General features: G+C 63.7%; 23 protein-coding genes. 7 read left to right on the forward strand and 16 right to left on the reverse strand.

Translation table 11 applies throughout. The annotated features are described in order from the left end of the window. Positions 1 to 190 precede the first annotated feature (190 nt). A complete protein-coding gene (gene purH, locus N5P29_RS06070; protein ID WP_262277739.1) occupies positions 191 to 1,861 on the forward strand; it encodes a bifunctional phosphoribosylaminoimidazolecarboxamide formyltransferase/IMP cyclohydrolase in 1,671 nt (556 codons plus the stop codon). Positions 1,862 to 1,969: 108 nt separating this feature from the next. On the opposite strand, the gene N5P29_RS06075 is transcribed toward purH, so the two are convergent. Then, positions 1,970 to 2,971: a trypsin-like serine peptidase gene (locus N5P29_RS06075; protein WP_262277740.1), complete on the reverse strand. Its 1,002-nt coding sequence runs from the start codon at positions 2,969 to 2,971 to the stop codon at positions 1,970 to 1,972. Between the two features lie 318 nt (positions 2,972 to 3,289). On the opposite strand from N5P29_RS06075, the gene N5P29_RS06080 reads away from it, so the two are divergent. Next, positions 3,290 to 5,509 carry an NADP-dependent isocitrate dehydrogenase gene (locus N5P29_RS06080; RefSeq protein ID WP_262277741.1) on the forward strand — a complete coding sequence of 740 codons (2,220 nt, stop codon included), beginning with the start codon at positions 3,290 to 3,292 and terminating at the stop codon, positions 5,507 to 5,509. A gap of 123 nt (positions 5,510 to 5,632) precedes the next feature. On the opposite strand, the gene N5P29_RS06085 is transcribed toward N5P29_RS06080, so the two are convergent. The 4 genes from N5P29_RS06085 to N5P29_RS06100 form a co-directional block, all read right to left on the reverse strand. After that, positions 5,633 to 6,742 (reverse strand): FAD-dependent oxidoreductase, encoded by a 1,110-nt coding sequence (locus N5P29_RS06085; protein ID WP_262278515.1) that lies wholly within the window; start codon positions 6,740 to 6,742, stop codon positions 5,633 to 5,635. A 140-nt stretch (positions 6,743 to 6,882) separates the two neighbouring features. Further along, the gene (phnE, locus tag N5P29_RS06090; protein ID WP_262277742.1) at positions 6,883 to 7,737 is read right to left on the reverse strand and encodes a phosphonate ABC transporter, permease protein PhnE; all 855 of its coding nucleotides are present in this window, start codon (positions 7,735 to 7,737) and stop codon (positions 6,883 to 6,885) included. After that, positions 7,734 to 8,489: a phosphonate ABC transporter ATP-binding protein gene (locus N5P29_RS06095; protein ID WP_262277743.1), complete on the reverse strand. Its 756-nt coding sequence runs from the start codon at positions 8,487 to 8,489 to the stop codon at positions 7,734 to 7,736. The genes phnE and N5P29_RS06095 overlap by 4 nt, the downstream gene beginning before the upstream one ends. Beyond that, positions 8,489 to 8,776 (reverse strand): PhnD/SsuA/transferrin family substrate-binding protein, encoded by a 288-nt coding sequence (locus N5P29_RS06100; RefSeq protein WP_262277744.1) that lies wholly within the window; start codon positions 8,774 to 8,776, stop codon positions 8,489 to 8,491. Before N5P29_RS06100 ends, N5P29_RS06095 begins: the two co-directional genes overlap by 1 nt. A 132-nt stretch (positions 8,777 to 8,908) precedes the next feature. On the opposite strand from N5P29_RS06100, the gene N5P29_RS06105 reads away from it, so the two are divergent. Next, positions 8,909 to 9,343 carry a DoxX family protein gene (locus N5P29_RS06105; protein WP_262277745.1) on the forward strand — a complete coding sequence of 145 codons (435 nt, stop codon included), beginning with the start codon at positions 8,909 to 8,911 and terminating at the stop codon, positions 9,341 to 9,343. A gap of 21 nt (positions 9,344 to 9,364) precedes the next feature. Here N5P29_RS06105 and N5P29_RS06110 read toward each other — a convergent pair whose 3' ends face one another. Beyond that, a complete protein-coding gene (locus tag N5P29_RS06110) occupies positions 9,365 to 10,435 on the reverse strand; it encodes a Gfo/Idh/MocA family protein (RefSeq protein WP_262277746.1) in 1,071 nt (356 codons plus the stop codon). Between the two features lie 13 nt (positions 10,436 to 10,448). After that, positions 10,449 to 10,955 carry a hypothetical protein gene (locus N5P29_RS06115; RefSeq protein ID WP_262277747.1) on the reverse strand — a complete coding sequence of 169 codons (507 nt, stop codon included), beginning with the start codon at positions 10,953 to 10,955 and terminating at the stop codon, positions 10,449 to 10,451. A 413-nt stretch (positions 10,956 to 11,368) separates the two neighbouring features. On the opposite strand from N5P29_RS06115, the gene N5P29_RS06120 reads away from it, so the two are divergent. From N5P29_RS06120 to N5P29_RS06130, 3 genes are read left to right on the forward strand one after another with little or no spacing between them, the layout of a single operon-like run. Further along, positions 11,369 to 12,469: an efflux RND transporter periplasmic adaptor subunit gene (locus N5P29_RS06120; RefSeq protein ID WP_262277748.1), complete on the forward strand. Its 1,101-nt coding sequence runs from the start codon at positions 11,369 to 11,371 to the stop codon at positions 12,467 to 12,469. 2 nt (positions 12,470 to 12,471) lie between these two features. Further along, a complete protein-coding gene (locus tag N5P29_RS06125) occupies positions 12,472 to 13,236 on the forward strand; it encodes an ABC transporter ATP-binding protein (protein WP_262277749.1) in 765 nt (254 codons plus the stop codon). Further along, the gene (locus N5P29_RS06130; RefSeq protein ID WP_262277750.1) at positions 13,233 to 14,414 is read left to right on the forward strand and encodes an ABC transporter permease; all 1,182 of its coding nucleotides are present in this window, start codon (positions 13,233 to 13,235) and stop codon (positions 14,412 to 14,414) included. Before N5P29_RS06125 ends, N5P29_RS06130 begins: the two co-directional genes overlap by 4 nt. On the opposite strand, the gene N5P29_RS06135 is transcribed toward N5P29_RS06130, so the two are convergent. The 6 genes from N5P29_RS06135 to N5P29_RS06160 all read right to left on the reverse strand — a co-directional run bounded on the left by N5P29_RS06135 (position 14,392) and on the right by N5P29_RS06160 (position 22,081). Next, positions 14,392 to 15,084: an ABC transporter ATP-binding protein gene (locus tag N5P29_RS06135; protein ID WP_262277751.1), complete on the reverse strand. Its 693-nt coding sequence runs from the start codon at positions 15,082 to 15,084 to the stop codon at positions 14,392 to 14,394. The two genes, N5P29_RS06130 and N5P29_RS06135, sit on opposite strands and share 23 nt — an antisense overlap. A gap of 2 nt (positions 15,085 to 15,086) precedes the next feature. Continuing rightward, a complete protein-coding gene (locus N5P29_RS06140) occupies positions 15,087 to 16,535 on the reverse strand; it encodes an ABC transporter permease (RefSeq protein WP_262277752.1) in 1,449 nt (482 codons plus the stop codon). Between the two features lie 180 nt (positions 16,536 to 16,715). Next, the gene (locus N5P29_RS06145) at positions 16,716 to 17,816 is read right to left on the reverse strand and encodes a substrate-binding domain-containing protein (RefSeq protein WP_262277753.1); all 1,101 of its coding nucleotides are present in this window, start codon (positions 17,814 to 17,816) and stop codon (positions 16,716 to 16,718) included. 70 nt (positions 17,817 to 17,886) lie between these two features. After that, complete coding sequence (gene mmsB, locus N5P29_RS06150; protein WP_262277754.1) at positions 17,887 to 19,158, reverse strand: multiple monosaccharide ABC transporter permease; 1,272 nt, start codon at positions 19,156 to 19,158, stop codon at positions 17,887 to 17,889. Positions 19,159 to 19,203: 45 nt separating this feature from the next. Further along, positions 19,204 to 20,760 (reverse strand): multiple monosaccharide ABC transporter ATP-binding protein, encoded by a 1,557-nt coding sequence (gene mmsA, locus N5P29_RS06155; RefSeq protein ID WP_262277755.1) that lies wholly within the window; start codon positions 20,758 to 20,760, stop codon positions 19,204 to 19,206. Positions 20,761 to 20,890: 130 nt separating this feature from the next. Further along, positions 20,891 to 22,081: an ROK family transcriptional regulator gene (locus N5P29_RS06160; RefSeq protein WP_144662380.1), complete on the reverse strand. Its 1,191-nt coding sequence runs from the start codon at positions 22,079 to 22,081 to the stop codon at positions 20,891 to 20,893. 304 nt (positions 22,082 to 22,385) lie between these two features. Between N5P29_RS06160 and N5P29_RS06165 the strand changes: the two genes are divergently transcribed. Further along, on the forward strand, positions 22,386 to 23,231 hold the full coding sequence (locus N5P29_RS06165) for a carbon-nitrogen hydrolase family protein (protein ID WP_262277756.1): 846 nt from the start codon (positions 22,386 to 22,388) through the stop codon (positions 23,229 to 23,231). Here N5P29_RS06165 and N5P29_RS06170 read toward each other — a convergent pair. The 3 genes from N5P29_RS06170 to alr form a co-directional block, all read right to left on the reverse strand. Beyond that, positions 23,228 to 23,560: a hypothetical protein gene (locus N5P29_RS06170; protein ID WP_262277757.1), complete on the reverse strand. Its 333-nt coding sequence runs from the start codon at positions 23,558 to 23,560 to the stop codon at positions 23,228 to 23,230. The genes N5P29_RS06165 and N5P29_RS06170 overlap by 4 nt on opposite strands. 94 nt (positions 23,561 to 23,654) lie before the next feature. Further along, a complete protein-coding gene (locus N5P29_RS06175; RefSeq protein ID WP_262277758.1) occupies positions 23,655 to 25,262 on the reverse strand; it encodes a PucR family transcriptional regulator in 1,608 nt (535 codons plus the stop codon). Continuing rightward, the gene (gene alr / locus N5P29_RS06180) at positions 25,252 to 26,484 is read right to left on the reverse strand and encodes an alanine racemase (RefSeq protein WP_262277759.1); all 1,233 of its coding nucleotides are present in this window, start codon (positions 26,482 to 26,484) and stop codon (positions 25,252 to 25,254) included. Before alr ends, N5P29_RS06175 begins: the two co-directional genes overlap by 11 nt. Between the last annotated feature and the right edge of the window lie 74 nt (positions 26,485 to 26,558).

The raw sequence follows: 26,558 nt of genomic DNA on the forward strand, positions 1-26,558 counted from the left end.
CAAGGGTGGGGGTGGATTTGTGGGGCCTGGTTTGCGTGGCAAGCGCAAGGAATGAAACGCAAAGCGGGCCTCGCAACGGAGGGTGCAAAGACGCAAAACCAGCCGCACACCGAAACACGATAAACTCTCCGTATCCCCATCAAACGCGACACCACCCGCGACATCTACGCGAACTAAGACGGAGACTTTTGTGAGCTTGACGCAGCTTGACCGTGTTCCCATCCGCCGTGCACTGATCTCGGTTTACGACAAGACGGGACTGGAGGAGCTCGCGAAGGGCCTGCACGCAGCCGGCGTCGCCATCGTTTCCACCGGCTCCACCGCCAAGAAGATCGCCGCCGCAGGCATCCCGGTCAAGGAAGTCGAAGAAGTCACCGGCTCCCCGGAAATGCTCGATGGCCGCGTCAAGACCCTGCACCCGCGCGTGCACGGCGGCATCCTCGCCGACCGTCGCGTCCCGGCCCACATGGAAACTCTGGCCGGCATGGAGATCGAAACGTTCGACCTCGTGGTGGTCAACCTCTACCCCTTCGTGGAGACCGTGAAGTCCGGCGCTGCGCAGGACGACGTCGTCGAGCAGATCGATATCGGAGGCCCCGCCATGGTGCGCTCCGCCGCGAAGAACCACGCCGCCGTCGCCATTGTCACGGACCCGAACTTCTACGGCGCTGTTGTTGACGCCGCGGCCCACGGCGGCTTTGACCTGAACACCCGTCGTCGCCTGGCTGCGAAGGCCTTCGCCCACACCGCCAGCTACGACAACGCCGTGGCAAGCTGGACCGCCAGCCAGTTCCTGGACGAAGACGGCGACGGCGTCATCGACTGGCCCGCCTACGCCGGCCTGGCCCTGGAGCGCTCCGAGGTCCTCCGCTACGGCGAAAACCCGCACCAGCAGGCCGCGCTCTACGTGGACAAGGCAGCTCCGGCCGGCATCGCCCAGGCCGACCAGCTCCACGGCAAGGCCATGAGCTACAACAACTTCGTCGACGCCGATGCCGCCCTCCGCGCGGCCTTCGACTTCACTGAGCCCGCCGTCGCCATCATCAAGCACGCCAACCCGTGCGGTGTTGCTGTCGGTTCGGCCGACGCTGCCGATCCGATCGCCGACGCCCACGCCAAGGCACACGCCTGCGACCCCGTCTCTGCGTTCGGTGGCGTCATCGCAGCCAACCGCACCGTCACCGCAGGCATGGCCCGGACCGTTGCCGACATCTTCACCGAGGTTGTCATCGCCCCGGACTTCGAGCCGGAAGCCGTTGAGATCCTCTCCAAGAAGAAGAACATCCGCCTCCTCGCCCTGCCCGAGGGCTACGGCCGCTACCCGTCCGAGATGCGCCAGGTTTCCGGTGGCGTCCTGGTCCAGATGAGCGACAAGGTGGACGCCGACGGCGACAACCCCGCCAACTGGACGCTCGCCGCCGGCGAAGCTGCTGACGAGAAGACCCTCGCAGACCTCGCCTTCGCCTGGACCGCCTGCCGCGCAGCGAAGTCCAACGCGATCCTCCTGGCCGACAACGGCGCAGCAGTGGGCATCGGCATGGGCCAGGTCAACCGCCTCGACTCCTGCAAGCTGGCGGTCGAGCGCGCCAATACGCTGGGCGTCCAGGTGGAGTCCGACGTCGACGGCGCTGGCGGTGCCTCCAACGCCAGCGGTGCCAACGCACCTGAGCGTGCACGCGGTGCCGTGGCAGCCTCGGATGCGTTCTTCCCGTTCGCTGACGGCCTGCAGATCCTGATCGACGCCGGTGTCCGCGCCGTGGTCCAGCCCGGTGGTTCGGTCCGCGACGAGGAAGTCATCGCCGCGGCAAACGCTGCAGGCATCACGATGTACTTCACGGGTGCACGCCACTTCTTCCACTAGGAACCGGGCGCTCTGATGGAGCGCGCACTTTGAAGCAGCCCAACGCAACGGCGGCCGCCCCAAAAGGGGACGGCCGCCGTCGTACTTAACAGGGACTTGCCAAATAAGTTACGAAGCCGCCGCGGTGTTGTAGGTGGACTGGATCACGGTGCCCCAGTAGGGCCCGTACATGGTGGTGGAGTTGCTGCCGTAGCCGTAGGAGTTGACCGAATTCTGGTAGCCGGTGGAGCTGTTGCCGATGAACCACGGACCGCCCGAGGAACCACCGGTCATGTTGCAGGGGATGCCCTGGGAGTTGAACTGCGGGTTGTAAGGATCGTTGGTGGCGGTGCCGGAGCAGCTCTTCAGCGATTCGCCGTTGAAGGGTGAGGCTGCCGGGTAGCCGAAGGACTTGTAGCTCAGGCCGCGGGCGGCGTTGAACTGGACGCCGGAGGAGCCCACGACGTCGGCGAGCTTCTGGCCGTTGAGGGTGTTCATGACGGCGAAGGCGGTGTCGTACTGCATGTTGCCGTTGGAGGCCCACTGGCTGGGGGAGTACAGCGCCTTTGCCGTCCACTTCCCGTAGGGTGCAGCGCCGTTGAGGTAGGCGGGCACGAAGACGAAGTTGGTTGCGTAGGCCCCCGGACCTTCATTGACGCAGTGGCCGGCGGTGGACACTGTGCTCTTGTTGGCCGCTGTCACGGAGTTGCCGGAGCAGACGTAGTTGGAGCCGCCCAGGGTGAAGAAGATCTTGCCGATGTGCTTGACCGGGGTTTCGCTCTGGTTGACCTTGCGGTCGATGGTGGTGGAGTCTGTGGCCGCGGGTTGCCCGGCGATGCTGCTGATGGCGCCCGGGGCTTCGGTGACCGGGGCTTTGCCGGGGTTCAGGAGCCGGCCGCGTTCCAGGGCTTTGGCGCCGAGGATGTCGCCGGACTTGGCATTCTTCATCCGTTCCGGCGTCCAGTAATCTGCAGCGCCGGCGTCGGACACTGCATGGCTGCTGACCGCCGCGCCGGACGTGTCCGCGTCTTTCGACGGTGCTGCGTTGGCGCTGGTGGTTCCAACCAGCGCCAGGATTGCGGCAGCGGACAGACTCAGCAGGCTTGTGGCCAGGGTCTTGGTTTTTGTCACGTTGTTCCTACCTATCGAGGGAGCGAGGCGGCCAGTGATGGCGACCGCCGACTGACGGAATCGAAGCTACCGGTCGTGTGACAAGTTTGTAAAGAGATGTTTCAGGCTTTGTGATAATTTGCTGTCACTTGCTTGTCATGCTGACAGGAGAAGCGCGCGACGCCGGCAGTCGGCGGCGGTGGGCGGGCCGCCGTCGGGCGTCAACCACCGGAACCGGGTAACGAACACGTGATCCCGGACACGAAGAGCCGCCAAAACGGTCTACTCGGGTAAGTTAGGAGTGTTGAAATATGCAGACTTTCAGGGAGAACCCCGCCAATGGCCAAGATTATCTATACCCACACAGACGAAGCGCCGATGCTGGCAACCTACTCATTCCTGCCGATCGTGGAAGCGTACGCCTCCACCGCAGGGGTAGAGGTTGAGACCCGTGATATTTCATTGGCTGGCCGCATCATCGCGGTCTTCGGCGACTTCCTGACCGAAGAGCAGCGCACGGGCAACGCCCTTGCCGAGCTTGGCGAACTGGCAAAGCGGCCGGAAGCCAACATCATCAAGCTGCCCAACATCAGCGCCTCAGTTCCGCAGCTCAAGGCCGCCATCGCCGAGCTCCAGGCCCAGGGCTACGCCCTCCCGGACTACCCGGACAACCCCTCCTCGGACACCGAGACGGACATCCGCTCGCGCTACGACAAGATCAAGGGCTCCGCTGTGAACCCGGTGCTGCGCGAAGGCAACTCCGACCGCCGCGCTCCGCTGTCGGTCAAGAACTACGCCCGCCAGAACCCGCACTCCATGGGTGCCTGGTCCGCTGACTCCAAGACCAACGTTGCCACCATGGGCCAGAACGACTTCCGCTCCAACGAGAAGTCCGTTGTCATCGAAGCCGACGACGCCCTGAGCATCCAGCTGGTCCGCGAAGACGGCACCACCAAGGTCCTCAAGAAGGACTTCCCTGTCCTGGCCGGCGAAGTTGTTGACGCCACCGTCCTGCGCGCCGACGCCCTGGATGAATTCCTCAAGGCCCAGGTTGCCCGCGCCAAGGAAGAAGGCATCCTCTTCTCCGCGCACCTGAAAGCCACCATGATGAAGGTCTCGGACCCCATCATCTTCGGCCACGTGGTCAAGGCCTACTTCTCCGAGCTGTTCGACACCTACGGCAGGCAGCTCGCAGCCGCAGGGATCAGCCCGAACAATGGCCTCGCAGCCATCCTCAGCGGCCTGGAAGACCTGCCCGAGGACGTCCGCGAAGGCGTCAAGGCAGCCATCACCAAGGGCCTCGAAGACGGTCCGGCGCTGGCCATGGTTGATTCCGACAAGGGCATCACCAGCCTGCACGTTCCCTCGGACATCATCGTTGACGCCTCCATGCCGGCAATGATCCGCTCCTCCGGCCACATGTGGGGTCCGGACGGCAAGGAAGCCGACACCCTGGCAGTCATCCCGGACAGCTCCTACGCAGGCGTGTACCAGGTTGTGCTGGATGACTGCCGTGCAAACGGTGCGTTCGATCCCACCACCATGGGCACCGTCCCCAACGTGGGCCTCATGGCACAGGCAGCCGAAGAATACGGCAGCCACGACAAGACCTTCGAGATCCAGGCAGCCGGCACCGTCCAGCTCGTGGACAGCAAGGGCAACGTCCTCACCGAACACCAGGTCTTCCCCGGTGACATCTGGCGCGCCTGCCAGACCAAGGACATCCCGGTCCGCGACTGGGTCAAGCTGGCTGTTACCCGTGCCCGCGCTTCCCAGACCCCGGCTGTCTTCTGGCTGGACGAGGGCCGCGCACACGATGCCAACCTCATCGCCAAGGTCAACGAGTACCTCAAGGACCACGAGACCGAGGGCCTCGAGATCAAGATCCTCTCCCCGGTCGAGGCTACGGCCTACACCCTGGAGCGTATCCGCAAGGGCCAGGACACCATCTCCGTCACCGGTAACGTCCTGCGCGACTACCTCACGGACCTGTTCCCGATCCTCGAGCTCGGCACCAGCGCCAAGATGCTCTCCATCGTTCCGCTGATCAACGGTGGCGGCCTGTTCGAGACCGGTGCCGGCGGATCTGCTCCCAAGCACGTCCAGCAGCTGGTCAAGGAAAACCACCTCCGCTGGGACAGCCTGGGCGAGTTCCTGGCACTGGCCGTGAGCTTCGAGCACCTGGCAACCAGCACGGGCAACGCACGTGCACAGGTTCTTGCCGACACGCTGGACCGCGCCACCGGTACGTTCCTGCTGGAAAACAAGTCCCCGCGCCGCAGCGTCGGCGAGCTGGACAACCGCGGCAGCCACTTCTACCTGGCCACGTACTGGGCCCAGGAGCTGGCCAAGCAGTCCTCCGACGCGGAGTTGGCAGAAGCCTTCGCACCGATCGCGGAAGCCTTGACCTCCAACGAAGAGGCAATCGTCGGCGAGCTTGCCGCCGTCCAGGGCTCCGGCGTCGACCTTGGCGGTTACTACCGTCCGGACGCGGCCAAGGCCGCTGAGATCATGCGCCCGTCGGCTACCTTCAACAAGGTGCTCTCCACCCTGAAGTAGTCACCGCGAAAAGACCCCGCAAGTATCACGCTTGCGGGGTCTTTTCCGTCCCCCCTTTGGAGTTTTTGTACAGCTAACGCCGTTAAAAGCCCTTCTTAAGGGCGTTAGCTGTACAAAAACTCGCTAGCGGTCGGCGCGGAACCGCTCTGGTGCCACCCCGCCGTCGACGATGTCCTTCAGTACCCGTCCGATGGCCGGGGTGAACTTGAACCCGTGTCCCGAGAAACCCGCGCCCACCACCAAAGGACCGAAACGGTCCAGTACGAAGTCCTCGTTGGGTGTAGTGGTGTAGGTGCAGCTGATGGGAACCGCAGTGGAAGGGTCGACGCCGGGCAGCCACTCCTCTGCGTACCGCACCAAGGCTTCGAGCTGCTGGGGGATGGGCTCAAACGTGCGCTCGTCTGGGTCCATGACAGGTCCGACTCCATGCCAGCCGGCCTTGACGCCCTCGCCGGGAGTGAGCATTCCGTAGACGGGGCTGAACCAGTATTCGTAAAGTTCGTTGTTCGGGTCGGGGTCGGGATTGTGGTTGAAGCTGGGCCAGACCAGTGTGTTGTCTGTGGGCGTGAAGTGGGCGGGCTGCTCTTGAGTGACCACGAGGGCGGGGAGCTTGGCCAGACCATCGAGGACCTTCGGGGTCCAGGCCCCAGCGGTGACCACCACGCGGTGTGCCGTGTATTCGGTCTCTTCGGTCACCACCACCACTGAGTCGGGGCCGTCGACGCGGATGTCCCGGACCGGCGTCGAGTACTTGAAGACAGCGCCGCGGGACTCAGCTGATTTGCGGAGCGCCACCAACGCATCAGCCGAACGGATCCTGCCTGAGCCCGGCACGAAGAGGACATCCGTGGCGAAGTTCATTCCCTGCCAGCGGTCGGCGGCCTCGGAAGCGGAGAGGAAGTAGCTCTCGATGCCCCGTTCCTGGTGGGCGTCCCGGACCAGTTCCAGCTTGGGGACGTTGCCATGGTTCGCGAGCCCCACCAGGTCCAGCAGGGGTGCGCCGTATTCGGCCGCGAGTTCGTCCCAGAGGATCTTGGACTCGGCCAGGAGGTCCAGATAGTCGGCTTCGGCGTAGGCGGTGTTGAAGTTACGGGTGGCGCCGTGGGAAGCGCCGATGTGGTGGCCTGCTTCGAACTGTTCCAGCAGGACTACGGATTTGCCGGCGCGGGACAACTGCCATGCCGCCGCTGACCCCATCGCTCCGCCACCCACAACAACAACGTCCACCCGCATGCCCGCTCCATCCACAAAGTCCGCAGCTCCGACCAGAGCCACCTCTTATTCTGCCCCCACTCACCCAACTACGGGACAGCACCTGCTCCAATGGGGGCTCAGAGCGACGTTATCTGTCCCCTAGTTGGGTCAACAGGTGGTCAGGCGGCCAGGCGCCGGCGCACCCATGCGGAGAACTGGTCCACCACGACAATCAGCACCAGCACGATCAGGATGTGCGTCAGCATGGAATCGAAGCGGAACGACTTGATGGACTGGTTGATCAGGAGCCCGATGCCGCCGGCGCCCACCAAGCCCAGCACCAATGACGAGCGCACGTTGACGTCGAACCTGTACAGCAGCAGACCCACGAATTGGGGGATCACCATCGGCAGCGTGGCGTTGAATACCTGCTGGATCCGGTTGGCGCCCGCAGTCCGGAGCGCCTCCTGCGGCCCGGCGTCGATCTCCTCCATGGACTCAGCCCACAACTTCCCCATGACACCGGTGTTGTGGCAGATCAGGGCGAGGACACCGGCGAACGGGCCAAGCCCCACGGCAGTGACGAAGATCAGCGCGAACACGATGTCCGGCACGGCCCTGAAAAAGGACAGCACCGACCGCGCGGCTTGGTACACAAGCGGATGCGGGCTGGTGTTCCGGGCGGCCAACGCGGCCAGCAGCAACGCGGACGGCACAGACAGCGTGGTACCGAGCAGGCCAATCCACAAAGTCACCAGCGTCGCTTCAAGCCCCGGTTTCAGCGTCCGATCCCAGCTCAGGTCCGGCGGAAAGGCGTCACCGATGAACGCCGCCATGCCCTTCCAACCGTCCACCAGGAGCTCAGGTTTGAAGCCCGTTCCCTGGATGGCCACAGCGTGAAGTCCGACGACGGCGGCCGCCACTGCCGCCGTCGTGATCCATCGCAGCGGCTTCTTCGGGCGGATCAGTGCCACTCGGGTTTTGCCGGTGGAGTCCCTCCGCTCAACGGCGGGGGTCAATGCCCGGGGTGTCATGCTGCAATGTTCCTGTCAGGGGCGTACAACGAGGTCAGGTGCTCGGCGGTGACCTCTGTGGAGGGAAGGTCAAAGCTCATGGATCCGTGAAGCAGCCCAATGGACCGGTCCGCGTAACGCAGGGCAAGGTCGGGTTGGTGCAAGACCGCCGCCACGGCCAGGTTCTCCGAGTGGGCGAGTTCGCGCAGCAGGCCCATGACCTGTTCAGCCGCGTGCGGATCCAGTGCGGAGACCGGTTCGTCCGCGAGTACGACGTCGGCCCGCTGGCAGAGTGCCCGGGCTACGGCAACGCGCTGATGCTGTCCGCCGGAGAGGCGCCCGACGCGGTCGAAAGCGCGGTCCGCGAGGCCGACACGTTCCAGGCAATCCAAGGCTTCCTGCTGGACGTCTGCCGGGAACAGGAAGGGTGTCAGCGAACGCGAAGTGGGGATGCGCGCCAGCGCGCCGGCGCAAAGGTTGTCCAGGGCGGTGCGCCGGGGGACGAGATGAATCTTCTGGAAGATCATGGCCATCCGTTGCCGGGCCTGCTGCAGCTCACGGCCTTGCAGGGATTCCAGTGCCGCACCATCGATGCCGATGGTCCCGGCATCCGGGGAGGTGATGCCCATGACGCAGCGCAGGGTGGTGGACTTGCCGGAGCCGTTGGCACCGAGGAACGCGACGAGTTCGCCGGCGGACACCGAGAAGTCCACGCCATCCAGGACCGTCCGGCCGGCGAAGGATTTCCGCAGGCCGTGGACGGAGAGAAGCATTACAGGTCCTTCTCAGTCAGGTGCATCGTCTCAGCGAGATCGAACAGCGGCTGGTAGTTGTCCTTGGTGACCTCCAGAAGCGGGCCCGGAGGAGTGACATCCAGGAACTCGCCTACTTTGGCGACATCCTCCGGCGAGAGCGAAAGGAACGCCTCTTTGATGGCCTTTTTGAACTCCGGAGCAGCATTGCCCCGGACGGTGATGGGGTCGTTCGGGATGGGGGTCGAGGTCCAGACCTGGCGGAAGTCGTCTTGTTTGAAGGTGCCTGCTGCGCCGCGCTGCTCCACTCACCCAACTAGGTCGCAGATCAGGCCGTTCCCAGCGCTGAAAACGGCCTGATCTGCGACTCAGTTGGGTAGGCACGCAGGAGTGGGGCCGCCCGTTTGGCTGCGGACGCCGGACATGGAAGATTGGAACCCGTGAAATTCCTTCACCCATCGCCCTCGTCCTCTGCCCGCGGCATCACGATCCTGCGGGTGGTGTTCGGCGCCCTCCTCATGGTCCACGGATTCCAGAAGCTCATGGCAGGCCACGCCGCATTCGCAGCCTCCGTTGCTGCCATGGGCGTGCAGAAGCCGGAGATCGTGGCTTGGCTGGTCATTGCCGGGGAAGTGGGCCTTGGATTGCTCCTGGTCCTCGGCGCGCTGACTCGTGTTGCCGGGTTCCTTGCCGCGATCATGTTCGCTGGAATCTGGTTCGTGACCGAAGCGGGCAAGCCACTGCTCACGGACAAGGCGGGCGTGACGGCGGAGCTCCTCATCATCTACTTCGCCGTGTCCGTGGCGTTTGTCTTCCTCGGGTCCGGCGCATTTTCGCTCGACCGCAAACTGGCCAGACAGCCGATCCGCCGGTGAGGTTAGCCCACCCGGGTTAAATCAGCGGGCGTCGTTGGGGTACCGGATACCCAACTGTGAGCGAACGCCGTCGAAGAGGCGCATGACGTTTACCGAGTCTTCCAGCGGCATCACGGGACTCTCGGTGAGGCTTTGTTGGATACAACGGGTCACCTCCCGCAGTTCGTAGCTGTAGCCGGTGCCGACGACGTCGAAGCGCTCGGTCCGTGGCTCGTCCCAACCAACGCGGATGAGCAGTTCGCGCGGGTTGTTCACCGATCCCACTGTCTGCAGGAAGCCAAGTCCGCCGGCAACTGTGGCGGTCCTCGGCCCGTGCGCCATCAGGGACGACGTCAGCTGCGCCTGCGCTCCCGTGTCGTAGCCGAGGGTCAGGGCGTTCTGGGTGTCCACGCCGTCCTCGTTCAACGAACCTATTGCTGTGACCGACTGCGGAAAACCGAGCGTCCCCAAAGCCCACAGCAGGGGATACACGGTGATGTCCAAGAGTGCTCCTCCACCGTCGTTCAGGGCCCAGATGCGCGCCGCGGGATCGTACGGTGCCGGGAAGCCGAGATCCGCGCTGACCCACTGGATTTCTCCGAGCTCCCCGGAGGCGGCGATCTCAAAAGCCCGTTGCATGCTGGGCAGGAACCGACTCCACACGGCTTCCATGAAGAACACATTCTGCTCACGCGCGATCTCCGCCAGCTCACTGGCTTCACGGGCGTTGATGGTCAGTGCCTTCTCGCACAGGACGTGCTTCCCGGCGCGCAATGCCGCCGACGCTATCTGAAAGTGCTGGGCGTGGGGTGTCGCCACGTAGACCACGTCTACGGCGGGATCGTCGAACAGACGCTGGTAGCCGGGAACACCGGCGTCGTCCCCGTAGGCTTTCGTGAAGCCGAGCGCATGGGCGAAGGCGTCCGCGGCAGCCTGGGTCCGGGAGCTGACGGCGTAGAGTTCGGCATCTTCCAGCAGGGACAGGTCCTTGGAAACGCTGTTGGCGATGTTGCCTGTGGACACGACGCCCCACTTCAAGCGCCGGCCCGTAGCTGCGCGGGGATCCTGGTTGGTTTGGGAGGAAAGCCACGGCACGGCGATTGGAAGTGTCATGAGTCTCATCCTCTCAGAAGCTGTTGCGCCCGTGCACGATCGCGTCTTGTTTACGGTCCAGCACGGCGGTGACACGGCTGCATCCGTCCAGGATTGCCGCTGCGTCTGCGTGGACATAGCCGGCGATGCGATAGATATCTGTGCGGATTGATTCCAAGGGCATTTTGAAGATTGGCTCGTGATGAGCGATCCGATTGCGCATCTCCCGAATCTGCGTGAGGTCCGCAAAGAGAACTTTTCGTTTAAGATTGACGCCTTCAGGAAAGGCTTTTATTAGTCGCGGCTGCCAAAAAGCCGTTTCGTAGCTCAGTAGCGGGTCTCGCGGAATGCCTTTGTCCAGGAGCCGCGTCCAGAACCCAAAAGGGAGGGCAGCGACTATTTGGCCGGGTGTCGGCGACGTGATCTTACGGCCGAGCTTTCCGATGGTGTCCTCGAGGATCGCCCTATGGCTATCCAATAGGCGGGTACTCGGGAGTTCCCACCACGCTTCCACACGACCCTTCGCCAGAGCGTCGTGCATGGCGTTCCTTAGCGCTACTTCCAATATGCTGAGAGGTCCCCAAAAGGCTGCGGAAATCTCGATGTTCCATGCATACAAGCGGGATGCCAGGTGGTGGTTGCCACGATAGTGACCCAGGTACGTCTCGAAGCGCGGGGCACTGACGAGGTGCTCCAGAGTGCTGATCGCGCCAACGTCCACAGTCCCTCGATGCCTTAAACAAAAATTGCCCCAGGAGTCCGGCATTGCTGCCGAATAGTCACTGGGGCGTGTACATGTTCAGTCTGCCATTTTCTCGTGGGTAGTTCAAACACCCGACACAGTAAGTACTCTGTCCGTCCCGCGAATGCCCGGCGCCGATACCAACCTCGTTTAGGCTGGGGGCAATCATCCCTCGCAGAGGTTCTGTGGGGAGTTACCGAAATGGAGCAGGGATGGGTATTTTTCGGCGTGTGATTTTGCCGGTTGCCTGGTTGTTGGTTTTCGCGATAATCGCCGTGGCTTTGGTCAAGATCGCCTTTGTGGATGGTTTGAAATCGGCGGCTTCGGAGCCCGCACCGCTGGCCCAGGTGGATATTCCCACGGTTCCGGCGACCAAGACCACCGTCACCAACACCGTCCAGATCAAGGGCACCGTCCAAAGTGACCCGGCCGAAGCCGTCCGCAGCACATCGGCGGGGAAAGTGGTGCAGGTTTTCGTTGACCAAGGCGCCACCGTCGCCAAGGGAGACGCGCTATTCCAGGTCAAGGCGGAGCGCGCCGTCGCCGCCGCCCAGCCGCCTTCCCAGGACGGTCCCGCAACTGCCGCCAAACCCGTGTACGACTACTTCAACATCCTCGCCCCACGTGCCGGCACACTGCAGCAGCTCACCACGCTCGTGGACCAGCAGGTCAGCGTGGGGGAATCCGTAGGAAGAATCGATCCCGGTACGTACACAGTGGCCGGCCCGGTTTCCGCCGCCCAACAGTATCGCCTCCTGGGCAAGCCCGGTCCCGCCGAGATCGCCCTGGTGGGCGGACCGGCTCCGTTCCAGTGTGCCCAAGTGACGCTCAAGAACAATGCGTCCAACGACGGCGGAGCCTCCTCGGGCGGTTTGGCCTCCACGGGCGGGGGTGCCGGTATGGCAGTCGGAGGGGCGATTGCCGGACCCGGTGGAGGTTCGGCGACCCAGCCGGACGGCGGCGGCAACCCGACGGGGACCATCAGCTGTGCAGTTCCGGCCAACCAGCAGGTCTTCGCCGGCCTGGGTGCCACCATGACGGTGAGCGCCGGTGTCGCGCCTGATGTGGTGACGGTTCCCCTCACCTCCGTCAAGGGCAGCGTCAAGGACGGCATTGTGTGGGTTGCCAGTAAGGCAGGCGCCGGTGCTCCGGAGCAGCGCACCGTGCAGCTGGGTTTGAACGATGGCAACGTGGTTGAAGTGACGTCGGGGCTTACCGAGGGCGAACAAGTCCTCGAGTTCGTTCCCGGCGCCCCCGCTGCCCCGGAGCCCATGATGGGGCCCGGACAAGGCACCTACATTCCGGCGGGCTAAGCATGGACGCTACTGCTACCAAGGAAACCCTGGTCAGCCTTCGATCGGTCACCCGGTCCGTCATGCTGCCGGATGATCAACAGTTGCACATTCTTCGCGGCATCGACCTCGAGGTGTTCAGCGGGGACCATACGGCGATCGTGGGTCGCTCCGGCTGCGGCAAATCAACGCTGCTCAACCTCCTCGGCCTGTTGGATGTCCCGACTTCCGGCGAGCTCGACTTCATGGGCCACCCATCGCAACGGCTCAGCAGCAACGCCCGGGCCCGGCTGCGGGGCTCCACGGTGGGTTTTGTCTTCCAACAGTTCAACCTGCTGCCGGGTCGCAGCGCCGTGGACAACGTCATTACTCCGCTCTTCTATGCCCAGGGCAGGGAGTTCCGGCGCCGCCGCGAACTCGCTATGGACATGCTGGACCGGGTCGGGTTGTCGGCCCGGGCGAACACGATGCCCAACATGCTCTCAGGCGGTGAACAGCAGCGCGTTGCCATCGCCCGTGCGCTGGTTCGCCGGCCGAGGCTCATCCTGGCCGATGAGCCAACCGGTGCGCTGGACGTGGAGACCGGCCAGGCGGTCATGGCATTGCTGGACACTGTCGCCACGGAAACGGCTGCCGCCTTGGTGACCATCACCCACGACACCAACGTCGCCGCACTTGCCCGTGCCTGCTACCGGCTCGACTCCGGCGTGCTGACTCCGCTGGCGCTCGCAGAAGCGCTCGCAGGACCACTCGCAGGACCACTCGCAGAATCAGGAGCCCACGCATGACAGGCTTCATATCAACGCTGGTGGAAGCGTGGCAGGAACTTCGCATCAACAAAGTCCGCATCCTCTTGGCGCTGCTGGGGGTGGCCCTGTCCGTGGCGGCGCTGACGTCGGTGGTCGGCATCGGCAACCTCGCCCGCGAAGGCATGAAGGTGCAATCCGAGCGCGACGGCGGCCGGGTGGCAACCTTGACATTGAGCGTCAACGGTCCGTCCTCTCCTGATGCGCAGGAACTGGACAAGGTCTACGAAGGAATCCAGCAGCGCTACGGAATCACCACCTCCACCCACGTGGGCCGCACCCAGGCGGGCTTCCAGTTTCCCCGCGGCGTGACAGCCGTGAACATGACCATCGTTGACTCGGGCTACGGCATCATCCACCGCGTGCCGCTCACCCAAGGTAAATGGTTCGACGCCGACGACGACCAAAGGCTGGCTCCCGCCATCGTGGTCTCGGAAGCCTTTTACAACCGGGCCGGCAGGCCAAACCTCGCTACCAATCCCACAGTTCGCATCCCCGGTGATCTTCCGGCGACGGCGGTGATCATCGGCGTCGTACCTGACACCTGGCCTGACACCCCACCCGCGGCCTTCATCCTCACAGAGGGCGCAGTCATGACCGGGATGAAACCGGACATGTCCGAGTTCAAACTCTGGGTGGGGGAGGAACAGGCAGGCGCCCTGCAGTCCGCGATCACTGCAGACCTGCAGGGCCAATTCCCGGGATATTACGCCCAGGCCCAACGCGTTGACTACGCGGCCTATGGTGATCCGCTGGGGCCTGCACAGTGGATCGTCGGCGGCGTAGCCGGGCTGGTGCTTCTTTTGGGAGCCGTGGGAATGCTCAACATCTCCATGGTCACAGTGCGTTACCGGGTTCGCGAGATCGGCATCCGCCGCAGCTTTGGCGCCACTTCGGGCCGAATCTTCGTGGGGGTCATGATGGAGTCCGTGGTGGCCACCGCGGTAGCAGGGCTCGTGGGCGTCATGGCGGCGATCGCCGTGGTGAAGAACCCATGGATTCAATCGAAGGTGGCCCCAGGCCTGACGGAGTACCCGCCGTTCCCCATCGATGCCGCGCTATTGGGCTTTGGAGCGGCGGTCCTTGTGGGCGCACTCGCCGGAGCCATTCCCGCGCTCGTGGCGGTGCGCGTCAAGGTCATCGACGCGATCCGCTTCTGACCTCCTCGGTCAGCCTGCCCTGTTGAAGGCGGAAGCAGCGTTCCGTTTTCTGCGCGAGGCTGCGATCGTGCGTGACCACCAGGATGGTGGTGTTATGGTCACGGCTCAGCGAGCTTAGAAGTTCGATGATGTGCTCACCGGTCTGCTCATCAAGGTTGCCGGTCGGCTCGTCCGCCAGGATCAGTTTGGGTTCGTTCGCCAGCGCCCGCGCGATCGCCACACGCTGCTGCTCTCCGCCGGAGAGCCGGTTGGTCCGGCGCGAGTGTTTCTCCGGATCCAGCTGCACCTGTTCCAGCAACTCCTTGGCGCGCTTCAGCCTGGACGCCTTGCGGATCCCGGCGAACTCCATGGGAAGCATCACGTTGTCCAGGGCACTGAGGTTGGGGATCAAGTTGAACTGTTGGAACACGAACCCGATGTCCCGACGCCGGTACTCCGTCAGTTTGCTGTCGGGCAGCCCTGCAAGGCTGACGCCATTGACGACGACGTCCCCTGAGGTGGGCTTGTCCAGCGCACCCAGGAGGGACAACAGTGTGCTCTTGCCGCTGCCGCTCTTGCCCACGATCGATGCCAGCGAGCCTCTTTCCAGTTCGACGCTCACACCGTTGACCGGCTTGATGGTCCGGTCACCGGACTTGAACTGACGGACCAGGTCCTTGACTTCAATCACGGCTATTCTCCTCGGAGTACTTCGATGGGGCGGATACGGGCGGTCAGCAGTGCCGGAACCAAGGCACCGATAATGGCGACGGCGAACACGGCTGCGATGCCCGCCGCAAGGACGCCGGGGGAGACACTGGCGGTAACGGAGGTGAGCAGTTGGGAAGCGCCGCCGAACGCGCCGCCCCGTCCACCGAAACCGCCGCCCCCTGGGACCGCGCCATTGGGCACGGCACCGGCGAGGCCGCCCGCCCGCTGGGTGGGTGCCGCCGTCGTGCTGGTATTCGAACTGATCAACGCCGAAGCGATGCCGCCGCTGGCGAAGGACGCGATGACCGCGCCCACCACGCTGCCCATGGCAACGAGAACCAGGGATTCGAGCACAAACTGCAGGCCGATGGTGCGGTTGGGGGCGCCGATGGCTTTGAGTACGCCGATTTCACGACGACGCTCGCGGACCAGCATGACCATGATCAGCAGGATGATGATTCCGGCCGTAGCGAGGGCCGCGATGAAAGCGACCAGTGAGATGTTCTTGACACTGTCCAGGGAGCTCACGGCGGTTTCCAGGTTCCGCTGTCCTTGCGTGACATCTGCCTTGTCCGCGCCGAGGGCATTCTGGACCGCGGTCTTGGTGCTGTCCACGTTCTCCATGCTGTTGACCGTGACGATCATCGTGGAGAGTTCATCCGGCGTGGCGGCCAGCGTCTGGGCTTCGGGGAGTGTCACGTAGACGGCGTTGTTGCCGAACGCGGTTCCGGCGTCGAAGATGCCCGCGACCGTGTAACTCTTATCCTTGATCGTGAAAGTGGACCCTGCGCTCAGGCCGTTCTTTTCGGCCAAAGACGTACCCACCAGGGCCTTGTCGGAGGCCGCGGTGTAGTCGCCCAGCCCACTGCCGCTGGTGATGTTCAAGGCCTTGCCGGTACTGTCCACCTCCGCTCCGATGCCGGTGGCCGTGATGGGAAGGGCACGCGCGGGCTGTGCTGTGTTTCCGGTGTTTCCTGTGGATCCGCTGGCGTTGTTCCGGTTGCCCAAGGTACCGGCGTCGATGGCAGCTGTGAGGCTGGTGCTGACCGATGCCTGCTGGCCGCCGGGACCGAAGCCGCCCCCCTGTCCGGCTTGCTGGCTGGAGGTGCCCGTTGAGCCGGTGGTGGTGGTTTGCAGGCGCAGCGCCTTCGTTCCAACTACCGAAGTGACATTGGCGACGGACGCAGCCGTCTGGGCTTGCGCCGTCGTGAGCGGTTCGCCGCCGCCTTCGAAGCCCTGCCCGCCAGCGGGGTTCACGGTCAAGGTGGTGCCAACCGAAGCGTTGAGCTCCTGCACCTTTGCACCCACGGCCTGGTTGGCCACGAGCATGGCCAAGGCGAGGCCGATCGCTACAGCGAGGACGGCAACCACCGCCGCTGTTCTGATTTTGTTGCGGAAGGCATTGCCTACGCTTCGGGCAAGGACGCTCACGTTTCTCCTTTTGACCTGCAGGTTTGTGGGCCCACTGGTCGCGGGCTGCAGCTCCAACATTGCTCAGCGCTGCTGTGCGGCACACCAGCCGAAGCTATGCGTGGGCTGTGAAAGGTTGCCCGAAGACAGCAAAAGCCCCGGCCCGCCTGTTGGCGGACCGGGGCTTCCCGTAGAGAGGTGTTACTTGGTGATCGGGCCAAGTACCGGATCGTCGACGTATGCCGTCTTGACGTTCTCCTTGGTCACGATCTGCGGCGGGAGGAGGAAGGCCGGAACGGTCTTCACGCCGTTGTTGTAGGAGTCCTTGTCGTTGATCTCCAGCTGCTTGCCTGCCTGGAGGTCCTTCACCATGGTGATGGCGTGCTCAACGAGCTTGCGGGTGTCCTTGTTGATGGTGGAGTACTGCTCGCCAGCCATGATCGACTTGACGGACTCAACCTCGGAGTCCTGGCCGGTGACGACGGGGAGCGGCTTGCCTGCACTCCGGACGGAGGTCAGGATTGCACGAGCCAGGGTGTCGTTCGGGGACAGGACGCCGTCCAGGGCCGCGGTGCCGTAGCTGCCCGAAAGCAGTGAGTCCATACGCTTCTGGGCGTTTTCAGGCTTCCAGCCCTGCGTTACAGCCTGCTCGAACGAGGTCTGGCCGGAGACAACCTTGAGGGTACCGTCGTCGATCTTCGGCTTCAGGACGCTCATGGCGCCGTTGAAGAAGACCTTGGCATTGGCATCGTCAGGGGAGCCGGCAAAGAGCTCGACGTTGTACGGGCCGGACGCCTTCTTGGCCTTCATTCCGTCCAGCAGGGCCTGGCCCTGGAGGACACCAACCTTGAAGTTGTCGTAGGCCACGTAGTAGTCCACGTTGTCCGTGTTCAGGAGAAGACGGTCGTAGGCGATGACTGTCGCGCCCGAGTCCTTGGCCTGCTGGAGCTGCGTACCCAGCTGGGCGCCGTCGATGGCTCCCACAATGATGACCTTGGCACCCTTGGTGACCATCGCGCTGATCTGGTTCTGCTGCTCGGACACGCCGCCGTTGGCGAACTGGACGTCGGCCTTGAAGCCGGCTCCGGTGAGGCCATCGTTGAACAACTTCTCCGCCAGGACCCAGTTTTCACTGGTCTTCTGCGGAAGGGCGACGCCGATCAGCGAGTCCTTGGGGAACGCTTCCCCGCCTCCTGTGCTGCTGCTGCTTGAGCCGCTGTCCGTGCGGCCGCAGGCCGTCAGCGCCAGTGCCGCGATGGCAGCGACTGCTGCTGCCTTTCCTGCTTTACCAAACATTCGCATATCTTGGTTCACTTTCTGTGTGGGTGGGGTGGAGCGAGTCTTCTGCGTGGAGAAGTTTGTGGCGGAAAGCTCAGGCTTCCTTGGAAATGACCTCTTTGGTGGAGGTGACTTCGTCCGGCTTGAGCTCGTTGTTGTTGCGCTGGAAGTTCTTCAGCAACAGACCGGTGATGGAACGCTTGCCCTGGGACTTGTTGTAGACATCGAAGGCGACGGCTGCCAGCAGCACCAGGCCCTTGATGATCTGGGTAAGGTCGGCGCCAACGCCCAGCAGCTGGAGTCCGTTGTTGAGGACGGCCATGACCAGGCCACCGACGATCGAGCCGATCACGGTACCAACACCACCGGTGACGGCTGCGCCACCGATGAAGACGGCTGCGATGGCGTCCAGTTCCCAGCCGACGCCGTCGAACGGGCCCGACGCCGTGGAACGGCCAACGAAGATCATGCCGGCCAGGCCCGCCAGGACGGACATGTTCATCATGACCATGAAGTTGACCTTCTTGGACTGGACACCGGACAGCTCGGCCGCGTGGCGGTTGCCACCCACGGCGTAAACGTGGCGGCCCAGGACGGTCTTGTCTGCGATGAAACCGTAGATGAGAACCAGGACAGCCAGGATCAGGCCCGGAATGGGGAAGGAGGTACCGGGGCGGCCGGTGGCAAACAGGTACGTGGCGTAAAGGATGGCGCCGCAGATCAGGACCAGCTTGGTGACCTCGACCCAGAGTTCGGGAACGTCGGCGCCGAGGGCTTTGTTGGCAGCGCGGGCACGGAGGGACATGATGATGACGAACGCGGCGGCAACGATGCCAAGGAGCAACGTGAGGTTGTTGAATCCGGTGTTTGGTCCGATTTCAGGCAGGTAACCGGAGCCGAGGAACTGGAAGTCCTTGGAAACGGGGATGGTGTTGGACTTGCCGACGAACTGGTTGAAACCGCGGAACAGGAGCATGCCCGCCAGTGTCACGATGAACGCGGGGATGCCCACGTAGGCCACCCAGAACCCTTGCCAGGCGCCGATCACAGCACCCAAGAGCAGGCCGAAAATCACGCCGGCCCACCAGGGGAGTCCCCAGTCCCGCATTGCAAGGGCCACGAAAACGCCCACGAATGCTGCGACGGAACCCACGGACAGGTCGATGTGGCCGGCGATGATCACCAGGACCATGCCGATGGCCAGGATGAGGATGTAGGAGTTGCCGTTGAAGAGGTTGATCACGTTGCCGGGGGTCAACGTGCGGCCGTCCGTGAAGATCTGGAAGAAGACGATAAGTGCCACCAGGGCGAAGATCATGCCGAACTGGCGGGTATTGCCACCAAATAGCTTCTTGAGCGCGTTCATTGTTTTGGTCCTTGTGTCAGGAAGGGGCGGGGCTGGGCCAAAGGGTCAAGCTGCTTTGCGGGAGGAAGTCATCAGCTTCATGAGGCTTTCCTGGCTTGCTTCGTTCTTGTCGAGGACACCGGTGATGGCGCCTTCGAAGATGGTGTAGATGCGGTCGGACAGGCCCAGGAGTTCTGGAAGCTCCGAGGAAATGACAATCACTCCCTTGCCTTGGTTCGCCAGCCTCTGGATGATGCCGTAGATCTCATACTTGGCGCCGACGTCAATGCCACGTGTGGGTTCATCCAGGATCAGCAGGTCCGGGTCGGTGAACATCCACTTGGCCAGGACCACCTTCTGCTGGTTGCCGCCGGAGAGTTTGGCTACGCCTTCCTCAACCGATGGGGTCTTGGTCCGGAGCGACTTCCGGTATTCCTCCGCGACGCTGAACTCCTTGCGGTCATCCACTACGGAGTAGTTGCTGATGGCGCGAAGGTTGGCAGCGACGGTGGTCGTCTTGATGTCATCCAGCAGGTTCAGCCCGAGCGATTTCCGGTCTTCGGTCACGTAGCCGAGTCCGGCGTCGATGGCGGCGCGGACGCTGCGGATCTGGATCGGCTTGCCGTCCTTGTAGATCTGGCCCTTGATGAAACGGCCGTAGGAGTGGCCGAACACCGAGCGTGCCAGTTCCGTGCGGCCGGCGCCCATGAGGCCCGCGAAACCAACGATTTCGCCGCGGCGCACAAAGAAGTTGGAGCCCTTGCAGATGAGGCGGTCCTGGATCTGCGGGTGGCCCACGGTCCAGTCCTTGACCTCGAAGAAGACCTCGCCGATCTTCGGTTCGTGGTCCGGGAAGCGGGACTCGAGCGTCCGGCCGACCATGCCCTTGATGATGCGGTCTTCGTCCACGCCGTCGCGCTTGACGTTCAGGGTTTCAATCGACTTGCCGTCGCGGATGATGGTGATCTCGTCCGCGATCTGCTCGATCTCGTTGAGCTTGTGGGAAATGATGATGGAGGTGATGCCGCGGCCCTTGAGGCCGAGGATCAGGTCCAGCAGGTGCTGGGAGTCCGATTCGTTCAGGGCCGCCGTGGGCTCGTCCAGGATCAGCAGCTTCACGGACTTGTTCAGCGCCTTGGCAATTTCCACCAGCTGCTGCTTTCCGACGCCGATTTCCTTGATGGGGGTATCCGGGTCTTCCCGCAGGCCTACGCGTGCCAGGAGTTCGAGGGAACGCTTGCGGGCCTCTGCCCAGTCAATGACGCCCCACTTTGTGGGTTCGTTGCCCAGGAAGATGTTTTCCATGATGGAAAGTTCCGGGATCAGCGCCAGCTCCTGGTGGATGATCACGATGCCGGCTGCTTCACTGGCCCGGATGTCCTTGAACTGCTGCGTCTCGGCCTGGTACACGATGTCGCCGGTGTAGCTGCCGTAGGGGTAAACCCCGGACAGGACCTTCATCAGCGTGGATTTGCCTGCACCGTTCTCGCCACAAATCGCGTGGATCTCGCCGGCCATAACGCGCAGGCTTACATTCGACAAGGCTTTCACTCCAGGGAATTCCTTGGTGATGGAGCGCATCTCCAACAGGATGGGCTCGCCTTGCGTGTCGAGGGATGTCATCAGCCCTTACGCCTCCAATGCATGACTTCGTTGTCGGCCCCGCAAACGGCGGAGCTGTCTGATGAAAAAGTAAACTGGATCACCTATCTTGTCGTCAAGACTTGAACGCATGATCCAGCTAACGATTTCGTTACCTACCGGTAATACCGGCGTGCTGGAACACCAGCGCGGCCGCTCCGAGGGCTTCCGCGCGGGCTCCGAGGGACGACATCGCCAGGTGTGTCGTCTCGCCGACGACCGGCACGGCGTGGCGCACAAGGCCCCTGCGGATGGGGTCCAGCAGGAGGTCCCCGAGCCCCGCCAGCGGGCCTCCAACGACGATCACTTCGGGGTTGATCAGGTTCGAGACATTGCCCAGTGCCCGCCCGACTGCCAGGCCGGCGTCGTCGACAACGCGTTGGGTCGCCGAGTCTCCGGCGAGGCAATTGCGGACGATATCCAGCGGCGTCAACAAGGTGTCCTGACCACGCCCTAGCAACTCGATCATGGTGGTGGTGGACGCTATCGTTTCGAGGCAACCCCTGTTGCCGCAGCGGCACACCAGGCCGTGTTCGTGGATGGTCGCGTGCCCGATTTCTCCCGTGATGCCCACGTTGCCGTAGTACGGGAATCCGTTGAGGATAAGCCCGGCGCCGATACCCGAACCGATCTTGAGGAACATCAGGTTGGAGACCCCGCTGTGCGGACCCCAGGTCACTTCGGACAAGGCGCCCAGATTGGCGTCGTTATCAACAAAGACGGGGCAGTTGAGGGCCTCTTCCAAGCGGTGGAGGATGTCGATGCCTACCCACTCGGGCAGGATGGCGCCCTGTGCCACGGTGCCCGATCTCCGGTCGATGGGGCCGGGAATGCCGGCGCCCGCGCCTACTACCGCCGTGCGGTCGATGCCGTTTTCACGGAGCAGTTTTTCGAGCAGCCGGACTGCGGCGGCGATGCCTTCCTCTGCCTGGTGACCCAGCGGCAATTCGATGTAATCCTCGGCAATGACGTGATAGCCCAGCGATGCCAGGACCACCCGGAGGTGGCGGCGCCCGAAGTCGATTCCGACGGCGACCGCCCCGTTGCTGTTCAGCCTGACGTTGGTTGCCCGGCGGCCGGAACTTGTGGTCGGCTCAGTGGAGACAAGGCCGGCGTCCTGCATGATTTTGACGATGTTGGAGATCGTGGCGGTGGAGAGCCCGGTCTGCCGCGACAGCTCTGCCTGCGTCGAGGGCCCGCTCAGCAAGCACTCGATGATGCGTTGCTGATTAAGGTGGCGGAGCGCGGACTGCGAGCCGGGTTTTCTTGGGTGGCTCTTCGTTGAGCGCTGCGTAGCGGGCATGACAAGAAGATTGCCCCAGAAAACATGTTGTAGTCAAGAAGTGAACACAGCGAGTCAACCTTCACCGAGATACTCCAACGCAAACGTGCCCGCTATGTACCCCTTCCGAGGCCCCTAATGCGCCCTATCGCCAACTTTTACGACGCAGAGCGGGCCGCGCAAGAAGGGAAGGCGTGCAATGAGTCCCACGTACGGGGCCTGCGGGTCCAATTGCCCCGCGGCACGCGTCAAAGCCGGGCCTAGGCTTGAGGCAAGAAGATGTCCCTGCGCGTGAACGGCGGGGATCAGGCGAAACAAGGTGGTAATGATGCTGCTCGCAATCCTGCAGGCGAACGCTTCCGTTTTGGACGTGGACGCCAATCTGCGCACTATTGAGGACGCAGCCAAGCGTGCCTCCAACGCGGGGGCCGGCCTGCTCCTCACTCCGGAGCTGTTCCCTGTCGGATATGCGCCATTGCGCCTGCACGCGGAGTTGGACGCCGCAACACTCCCGTCGATCCGGGAACGCCTCGCCACCATTGCCCGCACCCACAGGATCGGCTTGGTCTACAGTCTCCCGGCGCTGGCGCAGGCGCAGATTCAGGAGCAGGACGACGACGCCGCGCAGCCGCCTCAGGCTGACGACGCATGGCACATCACGGCTACTTTGCTGGACGCCGGCGGCAACGAGGTCCTCAATTATGCCAAGGTCCACCTCTTCGGTCCCGAAGAGCACAAGGCGTTCGTCGGCGCTGAAGAACCTCCCGCCGTCGTGGATTTCAACGGAATCCGCACGTCGATGCTGATCTGCTACGACGTCGAGTTCCCTGAAGCGGTGCGTGCCGCAGCCACCCGCGGCGCCGAACTCCTGCTTGTTCCGACAGCGCTGTCGGCAGGGTTCGACAACGTGCCGCAGGTGCTGATCCGCGCCCGCGCCCTGGAGAGCCAGCTGAATGTGGCCTACGCCAACCACTCAGGGCATGAGGACGTGTACAACTTCCTGGGTGGCAGCGTGGTGGCCGCTCCTGACGGTTCCTTGCTGGCTGCCGCGGGGGAGGGTGCAGCATTGCTGTTCGCCGAGGTCGGCACGGAAATGGTCAAGGCCGCCCGTGAGGAAGTCCCGTACCTGCGCGAGCGCAGGCCGGAACTGTACAACGAATGGGACCGCTAGGCTCCGCTCTGGATCCGCTTGCGGTGGACGCGGATGAGGTTGGCCAGGGAGACGATGAACCCGATGGTCAGCAACAGGCCGAGGATGGCACCGTTTGCGATGTCGAGTCCGAACCGGAAACCCCCGTCAGCGGTGTTCTGCAGGTCAAGATGAGCTGCTTTGACGATTCCATGGCCGGAGAGCGCGCCCGTTGCGAACCAAAGGAGCAGGGCCACTCCGAACGCGGCGGCGATCCACACCCGTAGTTTGGGGGTGACTGTGGGCAGCTTGGACACTTGTTGCTCCTTGTGGGTCGTACGCGGGTGGTGTTCCTGAAGCGTACGATTCACGAGGCTCTCCCTAGACGCCATGCAGCCAAATTAGGTGGCGAAAACGGGAAAGATGAGTGGTGGAAGCGGCTTGCACAGACGGATTGGGCTTCATCTAGGTGGTGCCCACAGGATCAGTCCCGACCAACTCGTCCACGTACTGCAGCGCGATCCACAGCTCGGCCCGGACCTGCGCCTGGTTGAGGTCCATGTCCAGGAGTTCGCCCAGAACGCCGATCTGCCGCCGGACGCTGTTGCGGTGCAGGCCAAGGAGCTTCGCGGAGCCGTCCCAGCTGCCGTTTTCGCTCAGCCAACCCCGCAGGACGCATAAGAGCGGATCCCTCCGGTCCGGTTCCAGGGCCAGCAACGGTGCCAGCAGACGCTCGGCGAGCATGGTCCCTGCCTCGCGGCCCAACAATCCGGTGACGGACCAGGTCACTTCATCCACCCGGGTGCTGACACCAGTGGAGGCCACGCGGCTTCGCAGTGAGCTTGCACGCTGGTAGGCCGCCGAGAGGCCATGAAGTTCCGTGGGCTCGCCGATCACCAGGCGCCAGCCGAGCTTTTCGACATCGGCTAACAGGGAATCGTCCACCTTCAGGCGGGTGATGGCCGCGAAGCCGTACTCGGTGATCTCCACAAGCTTGGTATCGAACAGCCGGCGCCACTGCAGGACCTCGCGCACGGGGCCATCGTCCGCCGCCCCCTCCACGCGGATCCCCTGAATCACGCGCATCTGGGCGGACCGGGTGGACGACAGGCTCTGGGCCAGCAGATCCTTCAGGCCATTGACGTGTTTCGTTCCGCCGGACACCAGCGACTCGGGATGCAGCAACATCGCCGTGGCCAGCTGGCTGGGGGCAAGGGAGCCGCTGGTCCGCTGCCGGACCAACAATTCCAACAACCCCACGGCGGCCTGGACCACATTGTTCTGCGCAGGAGAGAGGGGAGCGTCCGAACCCAGGATCAACGCACCGAGGTTGGCGTCTTTGGTGCTGCGGAGCGGGTGCCCGAACACCAGCGCTGAACCCGGTTGTTCGAACCCGTCCATCTCCACGCGTGGACCGCTGCCGGACAGCAACCGCTCGAGCATCGGTGCCAGCAAGGAGTGTTCGACGCCGGTGCTGCCGCCGGCGTTGTGCCCACGCGCCCGGACCCGCCCGTCAGCCCCCACCAGCAGTGCCCACACCGGCACGCGTTGGACGAGGGCGGCCAGCAGTTCGTGTTCGGGCCTGGGGGAGAGGACCGCGCGCATGAGCTGACGGTTGGTTTCGGCGAGCTGCCGGAAAACGCGGGCGTTGTCCGATTCCAGCAGCTGCGAGAATTCCAGCCCGATGGCCGCGAAAGGCACCGATTCCGGGACCTCGAACAAGGTGAGGTTGTGCGTGCGGCACGCTTCGATCAGCGCGGCGGGAACGGCGTCGAAATAGGGCCTGATACCGAAGCCGAGAGCGGCAACTTTCGCAGCCACCAGGCGCCGGACGTAGGCGTCCACCTTCGCCGCCGAGCCACCCTTCCCAAGGAAAGGCAGCCCGGCGGTGAGGAGGAACTCGCCCTCCGGCAGGTAGGGCGTGGGGTCTTCCAGCTCACTGGGTTCCACCCACCTCAGCAACGACGCGCCGCTGCCGCCGTCGTGAAGCATGGTCAACTCCGGCGGCAGCTGCTCAACGAACTGTTCGAGCGTGACGAAACTGAGGCGGGCGGTGGCGGGCTCAGGCGACATTGCCCTGCCCGGCGGAAGCCGGCTCCTGGTAGTCGGGGCATTCGTAAGCACTGGTGGAATAGGCGCGGGGGAGGCGTGGCGCTATCCGGTTGATGATTTCGTCGCCGTGGCTGCCGATGGCGGCGCCCCAGTCGTCGGCGCTCGCGGCCCCTGTGGAGGGATCGCCGAAAAGCACAGCGGTGTCACCGACGGCAATGCCGGAGGCGTCCGGTCCGAGATCCACCATGAACTGGTCCATGCAGACTTTGCCGATCACGGGGACACTGCGGCCGGCGATGTTCACTACGGAACGGCCGCTGATGCCCTTGGGAATGCCGTCGGCGTAGCCCAACGGGATGAGTCCGAGGTACCGGGGTTCGTAGGTGATGGCCTGGTGTTCGTAACTCACGCCTGTGCCTGCGGGGACTTTTTTGACCATCACCAGCGGTGCCGTGACGCTCAGTGCTGGGCGCAGCCCGAAATCGGCGGGGTCCAGGTGGTCAGCGGGAGCGAGGCCATAGATTGCCAGCCCGGCGCGGACCATGTCGAAGTGGAATTCAGGCCGGTCCAGGATGTTCGCGGAGCTCGAAACGTGCCTGAGTTCCGGGGTCAGCCCGGCCTCACGGGCCTCACGGACGGCGTCCTCGAACTCAGCCACAGCGGCCGCGTTGCCCGGGTGGGCGGGGACATCGGCCCAGGCCAAGTGGGTCCAAAGGCCCCGGACGCGCAGGGTGCCGTCGAGCTCCGCTTGCCGTGCCTGCGCCACGAGCTCCGGCCAGTCTTCCTTGCGTGCGCCGCCGCGGCTCAGGCCGCTGTCCAGTTCGAGATGCACGACGGCGGGACGGCCCAGGCGGGACGCGATGCCTGCCAGTACCTCCAGTTGGCCGACGCTGCCGAGGGAGACGTCGATGTCGTTTTCCAGTGCTTCAAGAATGGTGGCGCTTGTCTGGGATGCCAGATAGAGCCAGGAAAGTATGGGCAGGGTGATCCCCGCCTTGCGGAGGGCGATTGCTTCCGTGAGCTGGGCGGTCCCCAGCCAGTCGGCCCCGGCTTCTGCCGCCGTACGGGCAACTTCCACCAAGCCATGCCCGTAGGCGTTGCCCTTGACGACGGCCATGAAAAACGGCGCTTCAGTGCGCTTTTTCAGGGCTTTGACATTGTCTGAAATAGCAGACAGATCAACGGTGACCTGCCCGGAGAGGACCGCCGTGGCGGGCTCTTGATAGTGTGCATTACGTCTCATGGTTGAACACTATAGGTCATTTTGCACCGTGGTGAGAGGTGGCTCACATGCCAGTCTTGTGGAGGGGAAATCGA

Source organism: Paenarthrobacter sp. JL.01a (assembly GCF_025452095.1).
GTDB lineage: Bacteria > Actinomycetota > Actinomycetes > Actinomycetales > Micrococcaceae > Arthrobacter.

What these genes read in the sequence shown, in the direction of transcription:
- N5P29_RS06160 (WP_144662380.1), bottom strand. Translation starts at nt 22,081, where the DNA reads ATGCCCGCTACGCAGCGCTCAACGAAGAGCCACCCAAGAAAACCCGGC.
- N5P29_RS06145 (WP_262277753.1), bottom strand. Translation starts at nt 17,816, where the DNA reads ATGCGAATGTTTGGTAAAGCAGGAAAGGCAGCAGCAGTCGCTGCCATC.
- N5P29_RS06115 (WP_262277747.1), bottom strand. Translation starts at nt 10,955, where the DNA reads ATGCACGACGCTCTGGCGAAGGGTCGTGTGGAAGCGTGGTGGGAACTC.
- N5P29_RS06125 (WP_262277749.1), top strand. Translation starts at nt 12,472, where the DNA reads ATGGACGCTACTGCTACCAAGGAAACCCTGGTCAGCCTTCGATCGGTC.
- N5P29_RS06165 (WP_262277756.1), top strand. Translation starts at nt 22,386, where the DNA reads ATGATGCTGCTCGCAATCCTGCAGGCGAACGCTTCCGTTTTGGACGTG.
- phnE (WP_262277742.1), bottom strand. Translation starts at nt 7,737, where the DNA reads ATGACACCCCGGGCATTGACCCCCGCCGTTGAGCGGAGGGACTCCACC.
- alr (WP_262277759.1), bottom strand. Translation starts at nt 26,484, where the DNA reads ATGAGACGTAATGCACACTATCAAGAGCCCGCCACGGCGGTCCTCTCC.
- N5P29_RS06110 (WP_262277746.1), bottom strand. Translation starts at nt 10,435, where the DNA reads ATGACACTTCCAATCGCCGTGCCGTGGCTTTCCTCCCAAACCAACCAG.
- N5P29_RS06175 (WP_262277758.1), bottom strand. Translation starts at nt 25,262, where the DNA reads ATGTCGCCTGAGCCCGCCACCGCCCGCCTCAGTTTCGTCACGCTCGAA.
- N5P29_RS06095 (WP_262277743.1), bottom strand. Translation starts at nt 8,489, where the DNA reads ATGCTTCTCTCCGTCCACGGCCTGCGGAAATCCTTCGCCGGCCGGACG.
- mmsB (WP_262277754.1), bottom strand. Translation starts at nt 19,158, where the DNA reads ATGAACGCGCTCAAGAAGCTATTTGGTGGCAATACCCGCCAGTTCGGC.
- mmsA (WP_262277755.1), bottom strand. Translation starts at nt 20,760, where the DNA reads ATGACATCCCTCGACACGCAAGGCGAGCCCATCCTGTTGGAGATGCGC.
- N5P29_RS06080 (WP_262277741.1), top strand. Translation starts at nt 3,290, where the DNA reads ATGGCCAAGATTATCTATACCCACACAGACGAAGCGCCGATGCTGGCA.
- N5P29_RS06120 (WP_262277748.1), top strand. Translation starts at nt 11,369, where the DNA reads ATGGGTATTTTTCGGCGTGTGATTTTGCCGGTTGCCTGGTTGTTGGTT.
- N5P29_RS06130 (WP_262277750.1), top strand. Translation starts at nt 13,233, where the DNA reads ATGACAGGCTTCATATCAACGCTGGTGGAAGCGTGGCAGGAACTTCGC.
- N5P29_RS06085 (WP_262278515.1), bottom strand. Translation starts at nt 6,742, where the DNA reads ATGCGGGTGGACGTTGTTGTTGTGGGTGGCGGAGCGATGGGGTCAGCG.